Here is a 19806-nt window from a genome sequence, read left to right on the forward strand (position 1 = left end):
CGCCCGCCAGCAAGCCCTGGATGCGGCGGCTGGCGGACGGATTTGGAAACTGCGCGAGATAGTCTTGCAGCGTATCGCGCAGCACACCCCACAGTCCCAGCGACAGCGCGTGGTTGCCGTTGGCGATGGCGGCGATCACCTCGCACAGGTTGTTGACGAACAGGCAGTAGCCGATGCGGATCCAGGCCCGCTCGTCGTCGCAGCACAGGGCGGCCAGCGTGGCCGGTTCCAGCGCCATGGCCTGCGCCAGGTGGTGCGCGCGCGGCGCCAGGCGCGTCAGCTCGAGGTCGCGCACGATGAAACTGACCGGCGCACCCTTGGCGTCCAGCCCCACCAGGGTGTTCTGCATGTGCGGCTCGAACGCCAAACCGTGCTCGAACAGCAGGTGCAGCGTGGGGTGTACCGCCGTGCGCGCGTACTGCGCGAACCAGGCGCGCGCCGCCTGTTCCAGGCCCAGGCCGTGGTGCAGCGCATAGCGTTCGATCAGCGCGAACGCGCGCTGCCGCCCCGGCGCGCCGTTACCGAACAGTGCCGCGCACACCACCGGCTGGATCTGCTGGTGCAGCAGGCCGGCCACGCCTTCACGCAGCAGTACGCCGAAGCCGTCTGCGATAGCAGCGTCGGCGCCGGGGATGTCGACGGTGGCGTAGGCCTGTTCATCGAGCACGTGGAAGCCGGGGAAGCGCGCCCGCATCGGCTCGCGCAGAGCGCGATACAGGCGGGTGCCGGTCAGCGCGCCCTGCAGCTCGTGGCGGGCGTTGTTGCGCACGCAGTTGGTGATACGCATATTGAGCGAGAGCTTGATGAACGACGCCGCGTCGGCAGCCAGCAGGGTGCGCACCGAGGCGGTGGTGCGGAAGGCCGCGCCGTGCACGCCCAGGTCGCGCATGGCGCCGCTGCGCAGCGCGGCCGCAATGCCGGGCTGGCGCTGCATCCAGCCGGCCTGCCACGGGTGCATCGGCACGATGGCGCAGCCGTTGTCGGGCGCCAGTCCGCCGGCCAGGTGATGCAGCGCTTGAACGGCCTGGTCATCGACGCCGTCGCCATGCAGCCATGCCAGCGGCACTTGCAGGTAGTGCAGGCGCAGGCTGGCCTTGTGCTCGGGCGAATACACGCGCTGCTCGGCGGGCGACCAGTCGGAGCGGCTCTTGGGCGCCGGGTGGAACGGATGCCCGGTGACCAGGCTTTGTTCGCTGTCGATGTAGGCCTCCAGCCCCGTCATGGGTGCCCGGCCCAGGAGGGGCGGCTGGTCGGGGTGGCGCGCCAGTACATCGTTCATGGTGGCGATGCTGTCGCCGATCTGCTGCAGCAGGTCGTTGTTGAAGGGCGTCTCGGTGCGGCGCGACAGGTCTTCGATGATCAGCGTCGCCACGTCGTGCCATCCGGCCAGGCGCCACGGCTGCGCGCCGCTGCGCAGGTAGACGTCGGTGGTGTACTCGAAGTTGGCGGTCGCACTCACGTGCAGCACGCCGATCCGCAGCCAGCTGTCCATGCGTGGCAGCGAAATTTCCAGCACCTGGCCGTGGTGGCCCGGTGGTGCAGCGCTGGCCAGCACGGCCAGCGTATGCTCCTGCAGCGCCACTTCGCGGGCGTAGCAGTTGATCAGGAGGCGGCTGTGCTGCTGTTCGGCGAAGCGTGCCGGCGCGGAAGCTGGTAGCAATTGGCCGGCGAAGAGCGGAACGTTCATAACAGTTTCCATTTCAACGAGAAAAACACGGTGGACACCAGCACCGCACCGAGCCACAGTGGCGCGGCGTAGCCCAGCGTGGGCGCCAGCAGGCTGGCAAACAGGCCGGCGCAGACGGCGCCCCATTTATTCGCCCCTTCCAGCCGGCCGAAGTGGCGGCCGGCACGGGCCGCCTGGGAGCTGGCAGCCGCCAGGGTATTGATGGCGAGGTAGGCGCCGGTCATGCCGATGCCCATCACCACGCGGCCGGCGATCATCAACGGCAGCGACACCGCCAGCGCCTGCGCCAGCATGCCGACGCAGGTGAGGGCGGCGTACCGGCCAAGGCTGGCGCGGGCGTTGCCGATGCGTACGCGGCGCCCCAGCGGCCAGGCCAGCAGCAGGAACAGCGCATGCGGCAAGCCGAACAGCATGCCCGCCATGGCGGCGTCGATGTCCAGCCGGGTGGCCAGATCGGTGACGAAGTACGGGTACGACAAGACCGTGCCGACCGCGAACAGCGCCTGCAGCCAATACAGGCTGGCCGCGCTGACGCCGCACGGGCCGACGTTTGCTGCGCCGTCGTCAAGTGGCTGCGGCTGCGCGCTGGCGCCAGCGGTGCGGACCACCGGTGGCTCCGGCAGCAGGGCCAGCGCTACGCACGCCACGCCGGGAAACAGCGCCAGGTACAGGAACAGCTTTAGCATGTCGGCGTGGCCGGACAGCAGGCCGATCAGGGCCGGTCCGGCAAACAGCGCGGTGCGCGCCGAAGCCTGCATCACGCCCAGCAATGCGGCCAGGCGCGGCGCGGGCAGGCGCTCGGCCAGGAAAGCGTTGGACGCGGAAAACGTGCCGCCCAGGACGCCTTGCAAGGTCAGGCCGATGGCAAATTCCAGCGGGCTGCGCGCCAGGCCGGTGATGACGAAACTCAGGCACAGTCCGGCGTGGGCGCGGATCAGCGAGGCCCGCTTGCCGATGCGGTCGGCCAGCCGTCCCCAGGCCGGGTTGGCCAGTGCGGCAGCGAGCGTGGGCAAGGTGAAGTACCAGCCGGCCAGCGCCAGCGACGGCGCCTGGCCGGCAAAACTCGATTGCAGGATCTGGGCGTAGAACGGCGGCATGCACAGCGCCGCAAAGGCGGCGCCGAAATGGCCGGCCACCGTGATCGCGACGGCACGGGCCGGCAGGCTGGCGCCGGCGCTGGCGCTGGCAGGAACCGCGCTCATAACCGGCCGTCGCCGTCTGGCGCCGGGGTCGGCAATTGAGTTGGCAAGTGAGTTGGCAAGTGAGTTGTCATCTGAGTTGGCAACTTGGCTGGCACGCCGGTGGCATCCGGGTGGAGGCTGCTTAGAGGACTGGCGACCGTGCGCAGGCGCTGGCTGCTCCAGCCGAGCAGGCGGCGCGCGGCCAGGCATTCGATGCGGACCTGGCCGCCCAGCAGGTCGAACTGCGCGTGCACCGGCGCCATGGCCGGAAACAGTGCCTGGTAGCCGGCGATGCTGGCGGCGGCCTGGCGCCAGAACAGCGCCTCCGGGTAGCTGCAATGCTGCTGCAGCTGCCAGGCCAGCTCGCCCAGGTTGATGAAGAACAGTACTTCCAGAAGATAGTCGCGCGCCTCGGCCGTCCCGGAAAACAGGAAGCCGCCGCTGGCATTGAGGGCGTTGCGATAGGCCGGCGCTGCGCGCAATGCCGCCAGCTGGTCGGCGCCGGTGGCGCCGTCGAGGTAATGCAGGCCGCCCGGCAGGTCGCGCATGGCGATGCGGCGCGGCAGGCCGTCGCGCAGGATCAGCAGGGTGTTCTGGGCGTGGCATTCGAGCAGCACGCCGTGCGCCATCATCAGGTGCAGCAGCGGCGGCGCGGCCGCTTCCAGCAGCGCGGCCACCCACTGCTCCACGCCATGCCGGTCCAGCCACGGTGCGATGGTGAGTGCGCCGTCGGCGTCCTGCGTGGTCAGCGCGGTCATCGGAAACACCTGTTCGCCCGCGTCCAGCACCGACTGCGGCGACTGGCGCCAGATCGCGCCCAGCAAACCGTAGGCGCCGCTGCGCTGGTGCGAGGCGTTCACCGTAATGCCGGCCGGCTCCGCCAGGATCGCCAGGCGCGGCCCTTGCGCCAGGAAGGGATCGGCAGCGCACACGCCTTGCAGCCAGGCCGAGATGATGGGGGCGTTGTGCACATGGTGGTCCGACAGGATGCGATCGGCCGAGCTGTTGGCGATGGACAGCGGCAGCTTGAGGTTGTGCCGGTGGTCACCCTGGAGGCTGCTGAGCGAGCGGATCGATTGCTGCGCCAGCCAGTTGCCGCCGCCTTGGCCCAGGTGCAGCAGCGTGCCATCGGCCAGCCAGCCGGCAAAGTGCAGGGCGAGGGCGTGGTCCCATTGCCATGGATGGACCGGCAGCAGCCGGTAACGCGCGGGTGGGTGACCCTGCGCTTCGATCTCGCCGCGCAGCCGGCGGTACTCCGGCGTGCCCAGTTGCGCTTCGACGAAGCTCTCGTAGTCGAGGCCATCGAGGGTATGGGTGCTGCTCGCTGCCACCGCGATGGCTAGCCACACCAGGGCGAACGGTTGCGCGTGTTCGGGTGCGTAGCGCAGGTTGTCCTGCACGCTGAAGCCGATGCGCGAGCGAAAGCACGGGTGGTAGGGGTGGCCGTCGCCGAGCTGCGCCTCCTGCAGCGCGTATGGCGATGCCAGGGTAGCGTGCGCAGGGGCCGCCAACGCCCAGGCCTGGTTCAGGGCCGTGTGGCGCAGCTCGTTGATGAACTGGCGCAGCGCCGACGGCGCCGGTTGCAAGTGGCGCACCAGCGCGCTGACGACACCGTCGATATCGTCCGGTGGCGCGGCGCCCGGCTGTGTGCTGCGCAACGCGCCCTCCAGGCGCAGCCGGTCGAAGCCGCCGTGGTGGGCGATGTCGATGTGGTAGCTCCTGGCTTGTCCGTGATCATCGCGGCCGTCGAGCCGCAGTCGGGCGCCGCCCGCTTCGATGGCGCCTTGCAGGCATCCTTCGTTCCAGAATGCTTCGATCCATTGGCGCACGGTGCGGGTGTGGGCGGCGGGGTAGTGCGGTGCGAATGACTGGGTCGGTTGCATGGAAGGATATCAATGAGTGAAGGTTGCCTGATTGCTATGCGGCCACAATAAAGTTTCATGTTGTGACTGTCAATGAAAATGATAATGATTCGTATTTATACTGTTGGTTAGAATACGATCCCATCCGTGCGATGGAAGACATACCATCAGGCCGCGCCGTGTAACGATGTTATTTTTAGACATTGTTGCCAGAAAATGAACAGGATCGCGCTACCCGCCAGCACTGCCGCCACGCGCAAGCTGCTGACCGAGCTGCAGAGGCAGTCGTTCGACTACTTCGTTACCGAAACCAACCCGGCCAACGGCCTGGTGCGCGATAAAACCGCCGGCGCCGGCTGGCCCGCCAGCATCGCGGCAGTCGGCATGGCGCTCACCTGTTACCCGATCGCGGTCGAACGCGGCTTCATGCCGCGCGTGGATGCCATCGCCCGCACCCTGGCCACCTTGCGTTTTTTTGCTGCCAGCGAGCAGAGCGAAGCGCCCACCGCCACCGGCTACAAGGGTTTCTACTATCACTTCCTCGACATGGAGACCGGCGCGCGGGCGCGCGACTGCGAGCTATCGAGCATCGACACCGCGCTGCTGATCGCCGGTGTGCTGGCCACGGTCGAATATTTCGCTGGCGACGACCAGCAGGAGCGCGAGATCCGCGAGTTGGGCGACCTGCTGTACCGCCGCGTGGACTGGCAATGGATGCGCCGCCGCAAGCGCTTGCTGTGCCACGGCTGGAAACCGGGCAAAGGTTTCCTGCGCTGGCACTGGGAGGGTTACGACGAGGCGCTGATCCTGTACGTGCTGGCGCTCGGTTCGCCCACGTACCCTATCGAGCGCGACAGTTACGACGCCTGGGCTGCCAGCTACGAGTGGAAGACCATCTACGGCATCGAGTACCTGTACGCGGGGCCGCTGTTCATCCACCAGATGTCGCACGTGTGGCTCGATACGCGCGGCATCCGCGACCATGCCATGCGCGCCCACGACCTCGACTATTTCGAGAACAGCCGCCGCGCCACGCTGGTCCAGCAACGCTACGCGATCGAAAACCCGCTCGGCTTCCCCGAATACGATGCGCTGCACTGGGGCATCTCGGCCTGCGACGGCCCCGGTCCCGGCACGCGCAAGATCGGTGGAGTGCAGCGCAAGTTTTACGACTACACCGCCCGCGCCGTGCCGTATGGCCCCGACGATGGCACCCTGGCGCCGTGGGCGGTGGCAGCTTCCTTGCCGTTTGCGCCCGAGATCGTGCTGCCCACCATCGCCCACTACCAGGCGATGGACCTGCACGAGGACCGGTCTTGCGGTTTCAAACCATCGTTTTCCACCGTGTTCCACCAGGCGCGCGGCGGTTGCGTGCGCTGGGTGTCGCCGTACCACTTCGGTATCGACAAGGGCCCGGCCATCATCATGGCCGACAACTACCTGCACGATTTCATTTGGCGCCTGATGCGCGGCAACGCTTGCATCCGCACCGGCTTGCTGCGCGCAGGCTTCGACGGCGGCTGGCTGGAGCAACAATAAAGGCGACAGGCACGCTACAATCGCGCCTTTGTCCGCTTGCCTTGCCGCCATGACCATTCCCGATCCGATACTTGCCGCGCTCGAAGGCGCCCACGCTTCCTGGCGTCCCCTGTTAATCGAGGGCCTGCAAGCGGTCATGCACGCCACGCCCGCTTACCTGCCGCAACTGGCAGTCGACGAGTATCTGCCCACCGAAGGCCGCTTGTTTGCCGCGTTTGCCCTGCCGCTGGACCAGGTGCGCTACGTGCTGGTGGGCGAGGGCCCGTATCCGCGCGCGGCCAGCGCCACCGGCGTCTGTTTCATGGACGGCGCCGTCGGCAGCTTGTGGTCGAGCGAGACGGGCGGTGGCCTGTCGAAAGCGGTGAACAAGGCCACGTCGCTGCGCAACTTCATGAAGATGCTGTTGGTGGCCGATGGGCAACTGCAACGCGACAACACCGCCGGCGACGCCATGGCGGCCGTATCGGCCCTTGCGCGCAGCGGCGCCGGCACCCATATCCAGAGCCTGGACGAGATGCAGCGCAAGCTCACCAGCCAGGGCTTTTTGTTGCTGAACGCGTCGCTGGTGTTCCGCAGCCACGTGGCGCCGGTCAAGGATGCCAAGGCGTGGCTGCCGTTTTTCGAGACCGTCATGGCTGGCCTGGCTGCGCAATCGAGCACGACGCCCACCATGATTTTATGGGGCAAGATCGCCGAATTGCTGAGGAAATTGCCGGTTATGCAAGAGTTTCCACAGATCGTGGCCGAGCACCCGTACAACCTGAGTTTCATTGCCAACCAGGATATGCATGCGCTGTTCGCACCGATGCAGCTATTGAAGGCCTGATCGCTGGTGGAAACCGGGGGCAGACCGGCAAGCTTCGATAAAGTTTGGTATACTTGACTAATTCGATCAACTACTCAGGCTTAAGTCAGTGCCGGGCAGGGAAGTGAAGGTCGATATTTTAACCGAACCGAGGTAGTGATGCGTCTGACCACTAAAGGCCGTTTTGCTGTGACTGCAATGATAGACCTGGCCTTGCGCCAAGGCAAAGGCCCGGTCACGCTCTCGGGCATCAGCCAGCGCCAGGCCATTTCGCTGTCGTACCTGGAGCAGTTGTTCGGCAAGTTGCGCCGCCACGAAATCGTCGAATCGATCCGTGGCCCGGGCGGTGGTTACAGCCTGGCCCGGCGCGCGGACAAAGTCACGGTGGCCGACATCATCATCGCCGTCGATGAGCCGCTCGACGCCACCCAGTGTGGCGGCAAGGAAAATTGCCACGGGGCGGACGCCGCCAGTGGCGTGCGTTGCATGACCCACGAGCTGTGGGCCACGCTCAACGAAAAAATGGTTGATTACCTCGATTCCGTGTCGCTGCAGGATCTGGTCGATCAACAGAAGCAAAAGCATGCCGACCAGAGCGTGGTAGTCATGCACCGCAATGAAAACCAGGCCGCATTGGGTTGAGCGATTGCTTGCCAGGCTAAAAACAAAAGATGAACGGAGTTACCAGATGAACGCCCCAGAAAAAAATCTCGCCGCCGTAAAGTTCCAGACCGCGCCGCATTTCCCTATTTATATGGACTATTCGGCCACCACGCCGATCGACCCGCGCGTGGCCGACGCCATGATTCCTTACCTGCGCGAGCAGTTCGGCAACCCGGCATCGCGCAGCCATATGTACGGCTGGACCGCTGAAAAAGCAGTGGAAGAGGCGCGCGCCCACGTAGCCGCCCTGGTCAATGCCGATCCGCGCGAAATCATCTGGACCTCCGGCGCCACCGAGTCGAACAACCTCGCCATCAAGGGCGCGGCGCAGTTCTACAAGACCAAGGGCAAGCACATCATCACGGTCAAGACTGAACACAAGGCTGTGCTCGACACCGTGCGCGAACTGGAACGCCAGGGCTTCGAAGCGACCTACCTGGAACCGCAGGACAACGGCCTGATCACCATTGAGCAGCTGACCGCCGCCATCCGTCCCGACACCATCCTGGTCTCGGTCATGCTGGTCAACAACGAGATCGGCGTGATCCAGCCGATCGACGAAATCGGTGCGCTGTGCCGCTCGAAAGGCATCATCTTCCACTGCGACGCTGCGCAAGCGACCGGTAAAGTCGTGATCGACCTGCAAAAGACCAAGGTCGACCTGATGACCTTTACCGCGCACAAAACCTACGGCCCGAAAGGCGTGGGCGCGCTGTACGTCTGCCGCAAGCCGCGCGTGCGCATCGAAGCGCAAATGCACGGTGGCGGCCACGAGCGCGGCCTGCGTTCGGGTACCTTGCCGACCCACCAGATCGTCGGCATGGGCGAAGCGTTCCGCCTGGCCAAAGTGGAAATGGACACCGAAATCGCCCGCATCAAGGCGCTGCGTGACCGCCTGGCCACTGGCCTGCAGGAAATCGAAGAAACCTATATCAACGGCGACATGGAACACCGCGTGCCGCACAACCTCAACGTCAGCTTCAACTACGTCGAGGGCGAGTCGCTGATCATGGCCGTGAAAGACCTGGCCGTGTCGTCGGGTTCGGCCTGTACTTCGGCCAGCCTGGAGCCATCGTACGTATTGCGTGCCCTGGGCCGCAGCGACGAACTGGCGCATAGCTCGATCCGCTTTACCATCGGCCGTTTCACGACCGAAGAAGACATCGACTTCGCCATCGAACTGATGAAGTCGAAAGTTGGCAAATTGCGTGAACTGTCGCCGCTGTGGGACATGTTCAAGGAAGGGATCGACATCAGCTCGATCCAGTGGGCCGCGCACTAAAATACCGCGCGCTACGTACGAATCACCTAAAAGATACAGGAGCAACAAAATGGCTTACTCGGAAAAAGTACTGGACCACTACGAAAACCCACGCAACGTCGGCGCTTTCGACAAGGGCGATGACAGCATCGGCACCGGCATGGTCGGCGCGCCGGCCTGCGGCGACGTGATGAAACTGCAAATCAAGGTTGGCGCCGATGGCCTGATCGAAGATGCCAAGTTCAAGACGTATGGCTGCGGTTCGGCTATCGCCTCGAGCTCGCTGGTAACCGAATGGGTCAAGGGCAAAACCCTGGACCAGGCACTGGCCATCAAGAACACGCAAATCGCCGAAGAACTGGCGCTGCCACCGGTCAAGATCCACTGCTCGATCCTGGCAGAAGACGCGATCAAAGCCGCTGTGCAAGATTATCAAGCCAAGCACCCAGCGGTTGCAGCTTAACGTCAAGTGAAATACGCGTCCCTTCGGGGACGTAACGGAGAAACACCATGGCAATTACCCTGACCGAAAAAGCAGCCAAGCACATCAATCGCTACATCGAACGCCGCGGCAAGGGCGTCGGTTTGCGTTTTGGCGTGCGCACCACCGGTTGCTCGGGCCTGGCGTACAAGCTCGAATATGTCGATGAGAAGGCCGACGAGGACAGCGTCTTCGAGTCGCACGGCGTCAAAGTGTTTGTCGATCCGAAAAGCCTGCCGTACATCGATGGCACCGAGCTGGACTTCGCACGCGAAGGCTTGAACGAAGGCTTCAAGTTCCATAATCCGAACGAAAAAGACGCTTGTGGTTGCGGCGAGAGCTTCCGCATTTAATCGCTTATGCAAAATCATTACGAGCTGTTCCAGCTGCCACAGCGCTTTGCCGTCGATACCGGCGCGCTCGACAACGCCTACCGCGACGTGCAGAGCCGGGTTCATCCCGACAAATTCGTGGGCGCGACCGACGCTGAAAAGCGCGTCGCCATGCAGTGGGCCACGCGCGCCAACGAGGCGTATCAAACGCTGAAAAATCCGCAAAAGCGCGCCCAGTACCTGTGCGAACTGCACGGCGTCGATCTGCAAACCGAGTCGAATACCGCGATGCCGGTGGCGTTCCTTATGCAGCAGATGGAATGGCGCGAAGCGCTGGGCGACGCCCGCGCGGCGAAAGACAGCGACGCCCTCGATGCGCTCGACCGCGACCTGCGCGCCGCCCGCAAGGCGCAGCTGGCCGAGATCGAACAGCAGCTCGATGCCGCCGACTACGTCGGCGCCGCCCAGGGCGTGCGCGCGCTGATGTTCCTCGAAAAATTCGGCGAAGAAGTCCGCTTCGCCTTCGAAGCAATCGAAGCCTGACGCCTGCGGGGCTTGCGCAAGCTCCGCAGGTTGCTGTCACCGCTCAGGCAAACCAACAAGAATACAGGTTCCACCCATGGCACTTCTGCAAATCTCCGAACCAGGCATGTCCACCGCACCGCACCAGCATCGGCTGGCGGTCGGGATCGACCTTGGTACCACCAATTCGCTCGTTGCCACTGTGCGCAACAGCATTCCAGAAGTGCTGGCTGACGAGGAGGGCCGCACGCTGCTGCCGTCCGTGGTGCGCTACCTGCCCAACGGCCATGCCAACATCGGCTACAAGGCCCAGCAGGCGCAAGCGACCGACCCGAAGAACACCATCGTCTCGGTCAAGCGCTTCATGGGACGCGGCCTGGCCGATATCGCCTACGTGGAAAACATGCCGTACGATTTCCAGGACACGCCCGGCATGGTGCAGCTGAAAACCGTCGCTGGCGTGAAAAGCCCGGTGGAGATTTCGGCGCAAATCCTGGCCACCCTGCGCCAGCGCGCCGAAGATTCGCTCGGCGACGACCTGGTGGGCGCGGTGATCACCGTGCCAGCATACTTCGACGACGCCCAGCGCCAGGCCACCAAGGACGCCGCGCAACTGGCCGGCATCAACGTGCTGCGTTTGCTGTCGGAGCCGACTGCTGCAGCGATTGCCTACGGCCTCGATAACGGTTCCGAAGGCGTGTACGCGGTGTACGACCTCGGTGGCGGCACCTTCGACATCTCGATCCTGCGCCTGTCGAAAGGCGTGTTCGAAGTACTGGCCACCGGTGGCGATTCCGCCCTGGGCGGCGACGACTTCGACCACCGCCTGTTCTGCTACATCCACCAGCAGGAAAAGCTCGCGCCACTGTCCGATGAAGACACTGCCACCCTGATGATCAAGGCGCGCGAGGCCAAGGAACTGCTGTCGAGCAAAGCCGAAGTGACGGTCGATGCGATCCTCAACTCGGGCGAGGAAGTCCACCTGCGCATCACGGCCGAGACCTTCCACGAGATCACCAGGCACCTGGTCGTCAAGACCATGAACGCGATCAGGAAAGCGCTGCGCGACGCCAGCATCGATCCGGACGACGTCGACGGCGTAGTCATGGTCGGCGGCGCCACGCGCATGCCGCACGTGCAGCGCGCGGTGGGCGAGTACTTCCATACCACCCCGCACGCCAATATCGATCCCGATAAAGTCGTGGCGCTCGGCGCCGCCGTGCAGGCCAATCTGCTGGCCGGCAATCGCGCCGCCGGCGACGACTGGCTGCTGCTCGACGTGATCCCGCTGTCGCTCGGCATCGAGACCATGGGCGGGCTGGTGGAAAAAATCATTCCGCGCAATTCGACCATTCCGTGCGCGCGTGCGCAGGAATTCACGACCTTCAAGGACGGCCAGACTGCCCTGGCCGTGCACGTGTTGCAGGGCGAGCGCGAACTGGTAACCGACTGCCGTTCGCTGGCCCGCTTCGAGCTGCGCGGCATTCCGCCGATGGCCGCCGGCGCGGCGCGCATCCGCATCACGTACCAGGTCGATGCAGATGGCTTGCTGTCGGTGTCTGCGCGCGAATTGCGTTCGGGCGTGGAGGCGTCGATCAGCGTCAAGCCGGCTTATGGCCTCGGTGACGACGACGTCGCGCGCATGCTGCAAGAGTCGTATAAATCGGCCGACGTGGACATGATCGCCCGCGCACTGCGCGAAGAGCAGGTGGAAGCGGAACGCATCCTGCTGGCCACGCAGGCGGCGCTCGATGAAGACGCTGCGCTGCTGTCCGGTGAGGAACGCGCATCGGTTGACGCGCTGCTCGCTGCCACCCGCGACGTGCTGGCCAAATCGCAAAGCGGCGCAGCAGACCACGGCGCCGTGAAAGCGGCAGTGGAAGCGCTGGCCCACGGCACCGAAGAATTCGCGTCGCGCCGGATGGACCGCAGCGTGCGCAGCGCGCTGGCGGGCAAGGCGTTGGACCAGGTTGTGTAAGACGTAAAAAACCATTAGCCGAAAATCCGTCATTCCCGCGCACGCGGGAATCCATACTGAGCCGGCTAAGTCAAGTGTCCATGGATCCCCGCGTTCGCGAGGATGACGGCGGCGCCAAATTTAATGTAGAGGTATCAAGTGCCACAAATCGTATTCCTGCCCCACGCCAAACTGTGCCCGGACGGCGCCGTCGTTGAAGCCAAGCCGGGCCAGACCCTGTGCGACATCATGCTCGAGAACGACATCAACATCGAGCACGCGTGCGAAAAATCGTGCGCCTGCACCACCTGCCACGTGCTGGTGCGCGAGGGGATCGAGTCGCTGAACGAAGCGAGCGAAACCGAAGAGGACATGCTGGACAAGGCCTGGGGCCTGGAAGCCGTGTCGCGCCTGTCGTGCCAGGCCGTGGTGGCCGATGCAGACATGGTGATCGAGATCCCGAAATACACGATCAACCACGCCAGCGAAGGCAGCCACTGATATGGCGTCTGCCAAGGCCGGTGCAAAGAAGCCGGTAGCACCAAAGATTGGCGCCGGTAAAATCGGCACGACAGTCACCGGCGCCGACAACATGCCGGAAATCCGCGAAGGCCAGACCGTGGCGCTGCTGCAGGAACTGCACATCCTCACGCGCGACGGCAAGATGAACCAGGACAGCCGCCGCAAGCTGAAACAGGTCTACCACCTGTACCAGTTCATCGAGCCGCTGCTCAAAGACGTGCTGGCCGCCAAGGGCCATGTGTCGCTGGTCGATCACGGCGCCGGCAAGTCGTACCTGGGCTTCATCATCTACGACCTGTTCTTCAAGGCGCTCGAAGCAGGCTCGCACATCTACGGCATCGAGACGCGCGAAGAACTGGTCGCGCGCTCGCAGCAACTGGCCGCGCAATTCGACTTCCCCGGCATGTCGTTCCTGCCGCTGTCGGTGGCCGAGTCCACCGAGTCGAACCTGCTGCCGCCGCAAATCGACATCGTCACCGCGCTGCATGCCTGTAACACCGCTACCGACGACGCCATCGATTTCGCGCTGCAAAAGCGGGCGCAACACCTGGTGCTGGTGCCGTGCTGCCAGGCCGAGGTGGCGTCGGTGCTGAAGAAGAACAAGGGCCAATCGATGGGCAAGTCGGCGCTGTCGGAAATCTGGCGCCACCCGATCCACACGCGCGAATTCGGCAGCCAGATCACCAACGTGCTGCGCTGCCTGCAACTGGAAGCGCATGGCTACCAGGTGACGGTGACGGAGCTGGTGGGCTGGGAGCACTCGATGAAAAACGAGCTGATTATCGCCACGTACAAGAACCTGCCGCGCCAGCGGCCTGCCGAGCGGTTGAAGGAAGTACTCGACACGGTAGGTTTGCAGGAAATGGACAAGCGGTTCTTTACAGAGCAGGTATAACTTCAAAGGGGCAGGGCACGATGGCTGAGCATCATGAAAACTGGCTGGACCTGCGCAGCGACACTGTCACCCGCCCCAGCGCGGCCATGCGCGCCGCCATGAACGCAGCGGAAGTCGGCGACGATGTCTACGGCGACGACCCCACCGTCAACCGCCTGCAGGAATATGCCGCCGACCTGTTCGGCTACGAGGATGCGCTGTTCGCGCCGTCCGGCACCCAGAGCAACCTGCTGGCGCTGCTGGTCCACTGCGGCCGCGGCGACGAATACCTGGTCGGCCAGGAAGCGCACACTTACAAGTACGAAGGCGGTGGTGCAGCCGTGTTGGGCAGCATCCAGCCGCAGCCGATCATCAACCAGCCCGACGGCAGCATCGCGCTCGACGACATCGCCGCCTACATCAAGCCCGACGATTTTCATTTCGCGCGCACGCGCCTGCTGGCGCTGGAAAACACCATCGGCGGCCGGGTGCTGAGCCTCGACACCACCGGCGCGGCCACCAAGCTGGCGCATGACAAGGGCCTGGCCACGCACCTCGACGGCGCGCGCCTGTGCAACGCCGCCGTCAAGCTGGGCGTGAGTCCGCGCGAGGCGCTGGCCGGTTTCGACAGCGCCTCGATCTGTTTGTCGAAAGGTCTCGGGGCGCCGGTCGGCTCGATCCTGTGCGGCACCCGGCCCCTGATCAAGGAAGCCAGGCGCTGGCGCAAGATGCTCGGCGGCGGCATGCGCCAGGCCGGCATGATTGCCGCCGGCGGCCTGTACGCGCTCGAACACAATATCGGCCGCCTGGCGGACGACCATGCCAACGCTGCCTACTTTGCCGGCGAACTGGCCAAGATGAAGAACATCAAGGTCAGCACGCCGCAGACCAATATTTTTTACGTCGACATTCCCGCGTTCGTATGCCAGGGCTTGAACGACGTGCTGCAACTGACCCGCATTCGCGTGTCGATGGCGCCCCGGCTGCGCATCGTCACGCACATGGATGCCACGCGCGACGATATCGATCGCGCGATTACCGTATTTGGAGATTTTTTCGGATGAACACCCCTGACAAGGACAACGACAACACCGTGCGCCTGGCCAAGCGCCTGGCCGAGGAACGCCCGTGCTCGCGCCGCGAGGCCGAGGTTTATATCGAGGGCGGTTACGTCAGTGTCGATGGTGTGCTGGTGGAAGACGCCGGCGCACGCGTCACGGCCGAGCAGCAGATCACGGTGGCCGACGACGCCACCTTGCTGGAAATCGTGCCGGTCACGCTGCTGCTGCACAAGCCGGCCGGGGTGAATGGAGGCGTCGGCAAGGACGGCCAGCAGGCGCTCCACCTGCTGCAGCCGGCGTCACTCACGCGCACGGCGCCGGCGCAGCGCGTACTGAAACGTCACTTCGCCAACCTGACCTTGACTACGCCGCTGGAGACCAAGGCCAGTGGCCTCTTGATTTTCACCCAGGACTTCCGCGTGACGCGCAAGCTGGTCGATGATTCGAGCAAGATCGAAGAAGAAATTATCGTGGAAGTGGGCGGCCAGATCCGCGACAACGGCCTGGCGCTGCTGAACCACGGTTTGCCATTCAACGGCAAGCCGCTGCCACCGATCAAGGTCAGCTGGCAGAACGAGAACCGTCTGCGCTTCGCGGTGAAAGCCCCCAAGCCCGGCCAGATCGAGCACATGTGCAAGATGGTGGGCCTGGAGGTGGTGTCGATGAAGCGCATCCGCATCGGCCGGATCGCCATGTCGAGCTTGCCTGCAGGCGAGTGGCGCTACCTGCAGGATCACGAGCGCTTCTGATTACTTCTTATTACATTAAGCGGTGCTTTTGGCCGCGCGGCGACGGCGCGCCATGAAGCCGAGCATGCCCAGGCCGCCAAGCATCATGGCGTAGGTAGTTGGCTCCGGCACTGCGGAGACGCCTTGCGCCGACAGGATCAGGGTACCGCACTCCAGTGCGCCAGTGGTACGGCAGCCGAACGCGGCAATCTGGTTGTTGTCGTTGATGCCGACGGCCGACTGCAGATACCAGCCCGAAGCCGGATCGATGAGGCTGTTCAGGTTGTACAGCGTGCCGCTGTCCCACAGGTGCGCCGAACCGCCGCCCAAGGCGTTGGTACCCACCACCAGCGATGAGCCGTTGATGTCGAGGCCGCTGAACTCGCCGATGTTGGTCAGCACACCCTTCGAATAGACAAAACTCTCGATGCTGCCGCTTGGGCCATAACGGCCATTGAGCAGGACATCACTGTTGTCGCTGATGCCGCTGGCGTAAATCTGGTAGCCATCGGGGCGGCTGTTGGCCAGTGGCGTGGTGGTGCCATTGGCGTAGATGACCGGGGTGGCCGACCACGAGTATTCGCCGGCGGTGCCAGCGATCTGGCCCTGGTTGTTGATGGCGGTGGCCGACCCCTCGAAAGGCGCAGCCTGTCCCTGGTTGAGGTCGGTCAAAGTACCATCCTGGTACAGGAAGGCGTGGCGCTGGTCGCCCGCCACACCGAAGCTGCCGGCCACTTGGCCCGCATTGTTGATTGACAGATCGCCCACGTCCACGCTGGCGGCGCCGATGTTGGTGAGGGTGCCATTGGACTGGATGAACGCCTGGCGCACGCCGGTGTTCGAGGTTTGGTAGCCCACGACAGTGGCGGCATCATTGATGCCGGTCACCACCATGTTGCTGCCACCGAGGACCGACAGGCTGCTGCCGCTGTACAACACGGTTGCGCCGGCGACGCGGCCAACGACCTGGCCGGAGTTGTTGATGGCGGTCGGCGAAAAGTCACCAGCGTAGGTCACGCCGAACAGCGGCACGGCCATTGCAGGCATGGCGGAAGCGCCAACGATCAGTGCTGCCAGAAGTTTCATTTTTGTAAGTTTCATGTGGTGTCCAGGATGGTTGGCAGGAAGATTGCACTGGTAGGTGCACCGCCTTGTAGTGGATACCACAAGGCTTGTACTTATTATAATTCAATAATTACAAGCATTTATGACAAACTTATTGCGGCGCCAAGGTTTTTCGCCCTTGCTGTGCCGATAGTACCGGCTCGGATGAGCCCTGAAATTCTTCCAGGTCGGCCAGTTCCAGCTCGATCGGCCGCCGTATCATCTGGTTCTCGATGATCATCAGGATCGCCGCCGGTATCACCAGGAACAATCCCATCACGATCGCTGCGCCGCCCACGTATTTGAACCATTCCACTTGCACCATTGCGTCCAGGCCGCTGATGACCAGCGCCAGCAATAACAGGATCGCCGCGCCGATGCCGATATTGGTGGAGTACAGCATGTACACCACGCGTTTGCGGTAGATCTCGATTTCTTCTTGCAGCACCTGGCGGCGCTTGCCTTCGGAATCGCTGCGGAACGATTCCACCAGTTCCCGGTAACGCGCATACGACGCCGAATAACGCTGCTGCAGCAATTGCAGGAAAAGCCAGGCGGCAAACGCCAGTGCGGCCGATGGCCCGACCGCCTCCATCACATCTTTCAGTTGAAAGTCCACGAATTCACCTCATGCAGATCAAAGTTGACGATGCATGTATTACAAATCCAGGCGCAACCGGCGGATATAGGATGAATGCTTACAGACGTGTGGGAGTAGGCGGAACGACGCTTCAGCCCGGATGAACCGGCGTCTTGTGTTTTTTCGGCGGCGCCGGCAGTTGCACCAGCCGGGTGCCGGCCAGTCGGTCGTGCAGGAACTGGCGGTCCTTGTCCAGCAACGCGGTCAGCGACCACAGCAAAATTCCGGCCAGCACAGTACCGAGCGCCTGCCAGTGCTGCAAGCCGAATACGCCGCACACTATCACTGCCGGCAATACCCACAACCAGCACAGCAGGTAGCGCAGCATGGCCACGCGCGGCGCCACGCGCTCGTGGCCCGGGTGGATCAGCCTGAGGCGCCAGGTGCGCATGGCCAGGGTCTGGCCTTTGCGCGTCCACTGGTGCACAAAGTAGATGCCGAGTACGACGAATGCCAGTACCTGGCGCAGGTGTTCAACCAAGGGCGCATGACTGGCGCCGGTCAGCATTTCGAAGATCAGGAAAGGCAGGAACAAGACGGCGAATGCCAGCAGGAATTCGTACACCATCGATACCAGGCGGCGTTTGACGGTAGGCAAGGTCGTAGCGTTATTTGGCAGCATCGGGGATGGCTGGCGCGACGGGCGCCGGCGGAGCTGGAGGCTGGGGAGCGGTTGCCGGCGCAACCACGGGCGGCGTGGTGGCCGGCGTTGGTGCAATCACCGGCGCGACGTTCGACGCATCGGGCCACGGCTGGCCGGTGGCCGGATCGAGCCATGGCACGGGCGCCGGCGCTGGCGTGGCCGGCGGCGCCAGGTGCGGCTTGATCGGCGTGGGCAACTGTTGCTTGCTTTGCGACGGCGTGGCCAGGTTGGCCAACTGTTTCTTGTTGGCAGCCCTGGCTGCCAGTTGCTGCTTCTGCTCGTCGGACAGTTGCTGGTAGTTTTCCCACTGCGTGGATTTTTTCGACGGATCGACCTTTTGCGCACGGGCAAAGTTCTCGCGCACCTGGCGCCGCTCTTCCGGCGTCATGCGCACCCATTCGCGCATGCGTTCCTGCACCCGCAACTGCTCGTCGGGCTTCATTGCGGTGTAGCGCTTGGCAATCGCCAGCCATTTCTGCTTGCGGATCGGTTCGACCTGGTCCCACTCGGCAGCGAGCGGCTCGAGCGCAATCTTCTGCGCTGGCGTGAGGTCTTTCCACAGGGTTTTTTCAGGTGCGGCTGGCGTCCCGGGCAGGGCGCCAGCGAGCGCCGAGGGCGCATTCGCGCTCGGACCGATCCATGCCGCACTACCTGCTGCTACCGCTAACACCGCCAGTGCGGCGATGCCCATGCCGGCCGAACCGCTGACCGCCATTATCGCTCGCTCTGCGCCAGGTAGGCATTGAAGCCGTGGTCGAGGTAGGCCGTGGGCGGCAACTCGTCGGACAGCACGGCGGCGTCCATCTCGGCCAGGTCGGCAATGCGTTGCTGCTCTTCGAAGTGATAGATGCCGGTCAGGCCGCCGACCAGCAGCAGCAGCGGCAGCGCCACGCCCATGCGGCCGAGCCAGCCGAACCCTTGCGACAGCACGCCGCCGCCATCGTTATTGCTGGCGATGGCAAAGCGGGACTGGCGCACGGCGAGCGGCGCCGCCACGTGGGCTTTCTTGCGCGCCATGGCCAGCTTGCGCGCCTGCGCCAGCCGGTCGGTGGTGGCAGCGGGCAGGTCGTCGAGCCGCTCGTTGAGCGCGTGGCGTACCTTGTACGCGAAGTTCAGATCGTCGGTGTTCATAATTTAATTCCCAAGGCTTTGAGCGAGGCGGCCAGTGCGTGAGTTGCGCGTGAGCAATGCGTCTTCACGCTCCCTTCGGAACATCCCATTGCTTCGGCTGTTTCAGCCACATCCATGTCCTGCCAATAACGCATGAGGAACGCTTCTCGTTGACGCGCCGGAAGCTTTTGTACCTCGTTATCGATCAATTCCAGCATTTGCTGGCGCTCGACCTTGTCGGCGGACGATTCGGCAGCCTCAGAACCTTCCTCGGCGAAAGATTCCAGTATATCAAAATCGTCCTCGCCATCTTTCGACGAACCCATGCCGGAAAACAGCGTGACCCAGGTATTGCGGACCTTTTCGCGGCGGAAGTAGTCGAGGATGGTGGTTTGCAGGATGCGCTGGAACAGCATGGGCAGCTCGGCGGCCGGCTTGTCGCCGTATTTTTCGGCGAGCTTGATCATCGCGTCCTGCACGATGTCCAGGGCCGATTCGTCCTTGCGCACCGCGTAGACCGCTTGCTTGAAGGCGCGCCGTTCGACGTTCTCGAGGAAGTCGGAGAGTTCTTTGTCTGTGGCCATGCTGGAGGTTGTGGAAAACTGACCGCATCCTAGCAAAAATCCCACGTATTTGCATGGTTTTACGTCGATCCACCCATTTTTTGCACCGGTAACTAGCCTTTTTCTACTTTGTTCTTGCTCAAAATGGTGCATCAGGTGTACCGTATGGGACGCTTTGAACACCCCGAAGCTGTATGGTCATCTCGCAGCAGGCACACAACGCCGCCATCGACATGACGCGCTTTCATATGTAGGCAGTTTGTTCTGACCC

The 19806-nt window shown here is 63.7% G+C and carries 21 protein-coding genes and 1 pseudogene; 12 read left to right on the forward strand and 10 right to left on the reverse strand.

The features are described 5' to 3' along the window. From DUPY_RS18655 to DUPY_RS18665, 3 genes are all read right to left on the reverse strand, one after another. The coding region (locus DUPY_RS18655; protein ID WP_070249973.1) for an IucA/IucC family protein at window positions 1–1687 on the reverse strand (1687 nt) is incomplete at its 3' end. Beyond that, a complete protein-coding gene (locus DUPY_RS18660) occupies window positions 1684–2889 on the reverse strand; it encodes an MFS transporter (protein WP_070249976.1) in 1206 nt (401 codons plus the stop codon). The genes DUPY_RS18660 and DUPY_RS18655, both read right to left, overlap by 4 nt. Next, window positions 2886–4751: an IucA/IucC family protein gene (locus tag DUPY_RS18665; RefSeq protein WP_070249978.1), complete on the reverse strand. Its 1866-nt coding sequence runs from the start codon at window positions 4749–4751 to the stop codon at window positions 2886–2888. The genes DUPY_RS18660 and DUPY_RS18665 overlap by 4 nt, the downstream gene beginning before the upstream one ends. Before the next feature lie 195 nt (window positions 4752–4946). Here DUPY_RS18665 and DUPY_RS18670 point away from each other — a divergent pair, with 195 nt between their 5' ends. From DUPY_RS18670 to DUPY_RS18725, 12 genes are all read left to right on the forward strand, one after another. Further along, window positions 4947–6269: a glucoamylase family protein gene (locus DUPY_RS18670; protein ID WP_070249980.1), complete on the forward strand. Its 1323-nt coding sequence runs from the start codon at window positions 4947–4949 to the stop codon at window positions 6267–6269. 49 nt (window positions 6270–6318) lie between these two features. Beyond that, window positions 6319–7095, forward strand: a complete 777-nt coding sequence (locus tag DUPY_RS18675; RefSeq protein WP_070249982.1) for a uracil-DNA glycosylase family protein — start codon at window positions 6319–6321, stop codon at window positions 7093–7095. A gap of 138 nt (window positions 7096–7233) precedes the next feature. Next, on the forward strand, window positions 7234–7716 hold the full coding sequence (iscR, locus tag DUPY_RS18680) for a Fe-S cluster assembly transcriptional regulator IscR (protein ID WP_026637015.1): 483 nt from the start codon (window positions 7234–7236) through the stop codon (window positions 7714–7716). A gap of 46 nt (window positions 7717–7762) precedes the next feature. Then, window positions 7763–9019 carry an IscS subfamily cysteine desulfurase gene (locus DUPY_RS18685; RefSeq protein WP_070249984.1) on the forward strand — a complete coding sequence of 419 codons (1257 nt, stop codon included), beginning with the start codon at window positions 7763–7765 and terminating at the stop codon, window positions 9017–9019. A gap of 49 nt (window positions 9020–9068) precedes the next feature. After that, the gene (iscU, locus tag DUPY_RS18690; RefSeq protein ID WP_019920391.1) at window positions 9069–9461 is read left to right on the forward strand and encodes a Fe-S cluster assembly scaffold IscU; all 393 of its coding nucleotides are present in this window, start codon (window positions 9069–9071) and stop codon (window positions 9459–9461) included. 47 nt (window positions 9462–9508) lie between these two features. Continuing rightward, window positions 9509–9832, forward strand: coding sequence for an iron-sulfur cluster assembly protein IscA (gene iscA / locus DUPY_RS18695; protein ID WP_070249986.1), 324 nt, complete (start codon window positions 9509–9511; stop codon window positions 9830–9832). Between the two features lie 6 nt (window positions 9833–9838). Beyond that, window positions 9839–10354, forward strand: a complete 516-nt coding sequence (gene hscB / locus DUPY_RS18700; RefSeq protein ID WP_070249988.1) for a Fe-S protein assembly co-chaperone HscB — start codon at window positions 9839–9841, stop codon at window positions 10352–10354. Window positions 10355–10430: 76 nt separating this feature from the next. Next, on the forward strand, window positions 10431–12311 hold the full coding sequence (gene hscA / locus DUPY_RS18705) for a Fe-S protein assembly chaperone HscA (protein ID WP_070249990.1): 1881 nt from the start codon (window positions 10431–10433) through the stop codon (window positions 12309–12311). A 138-nt stretch (window positions 12312–12449) separates the two neighbouring features. Then, window positions 12450–12791: an ISC system 2Fe-2S type ferredoxin gene (fdx, locus tag DUPY_RS18710; protein ID WP_070249992.1), complete on the forward strand. Its 342-nt coding sequence runs from the start codon at window positions 12450–12452 to the stop codon at window positions 12789–12791. Between the two features lies 1 nt (window position 12792). Next, window positions 12793–13707 carry a class I SAM-dependent methyltransferase gene (locus DUPY_RS18715; protein ID WP_141749602.1) on the forward strand — a complete coding sequence of 305 codons (915 nt, stop codon included), beginning with the start codon at window positions 12793–12795 and terminating at the stop codon, window positions 13705–13707. A 20-nt stretch (window positions 13708–13727) separates the two neighbouring features. After that, window positions 13728–14750 (forward strand): low-specificity L-threonine aldolase, encoded by a 1023-nt coding sequence (gene ltaE / locus DUPY_RS18720; protein WP_070249993.1) that lies wholly within the window; start codon window positions 13728–13730, stop codon window positions 14748–14750. Further along, entirely contained in the window at window positions 14747–15496 is a 750-nt protein-coding gene (locus DUPY_RS18725) for an rRNA pseudouridine synthase (RefSeq protein ID WP_070249995.1), read from the forward strand. The genes ltaE and DUPY_RS18725 overlap by 4 nt, the downstream gene beginning before the upstream one ends. A 15-nt stretch (window positions 15497–15511) precedes the next feature. On the opposite strand, the gene DUPY_RS29275 is transcribed toward DUPY_RS18725, so the two are convergent. The 7 genes and pseudogenes from DUPY_RS29275 to DUPY_RS18755 all read right to left on the reverse strand — a co-directional run bounded on the left by DUPY_RS29275 (window position 15512) and on the right by DUPY_RS18755 (window position 19556). Continuing rightward, a complete protein-coding gene (locus tag DUPY_RS29275; protein WP_371851802.1) occupies window positions 15512–15877 on the reverse strand; it encodes an FxDxF family PEP-CTERM protein in 366 nt (121 codons plus the stop codon). A gap of 267 nt (window positions 15878–16144) precedes the next feature. Then, window positions 16145–16576: pseudogene (locus DUPY_RS29280) on the reverse strand (hypothetical protein); the annotation flags it as partial. Between the two features lie 115 nt (window positions 16577–16691). Then, window positions 16692–17198 (reverse strand): DUF2721 domain-containing protein, encoded by a 507-nt coding sequence (locus DUPY_RS18735; RefSeq protein ID WP_141749603.1) that lies wholly within the window; start codon window positions 17196–17198, stop codon window positions 16692–16694. 112 nt (window positions 17199–17310) lie between these two features. Next, entirely contained in the window at window positions 17311–17841 is a 531-nt protein-coding gene (locus DUPY_RS18740) for an RDD family protein (RefSeq protein ID WP_070250002.1), read from the reverse strand. After that, entirely contained in the window at window positions 17828–18577 is a 750-nt protein-coding gene (locus DUPY_RS18745) for a DUF3106 domain-containing protein (protein WP_070250004.1), read from the reverse strand. Before DUPY_RS18745 ends, DUPY_RS18740 begins: the two co-directional genes overlap by 14 nt. Next, window positions 18577–18993, reverse strand: coding sequence for a DUF3619 family protein (locus DUPY_RS18750; protein ID WP_070250006.1), 417 nt, complete (start codon window positions 18991–18993; stop codon window positions 18577–18579). Before DUPY_RS18750 ends, DUPY_RS18745 begins: the two co-directional genes overlap by 1 nt. After that, entirely contained in the window at window positions 18990–19556 is a 567-nt protein-coding gene (locus tag DUPY_RS18755; protein WP_070250008.1) for an RNA polymerase sigma factor, read from the reverse strand. The genes DUPY_RS18750 and DUPY_RS18755 overlap by 4 nt, the downstream gene beginning before the upstream one ends. Window positions 19557–19806 lie beyond the last annotated feature (250 nt).

Source organism: Duganella phyllosphaerae (assembly GCF_001758785.1).
GTDB lineage: Bacteria > Pseudomonadota > Gammaproteobacteria > Burkholderiales > Burkholderiaceae_D > Rugamonas > Rugamonas phyllosphaerae.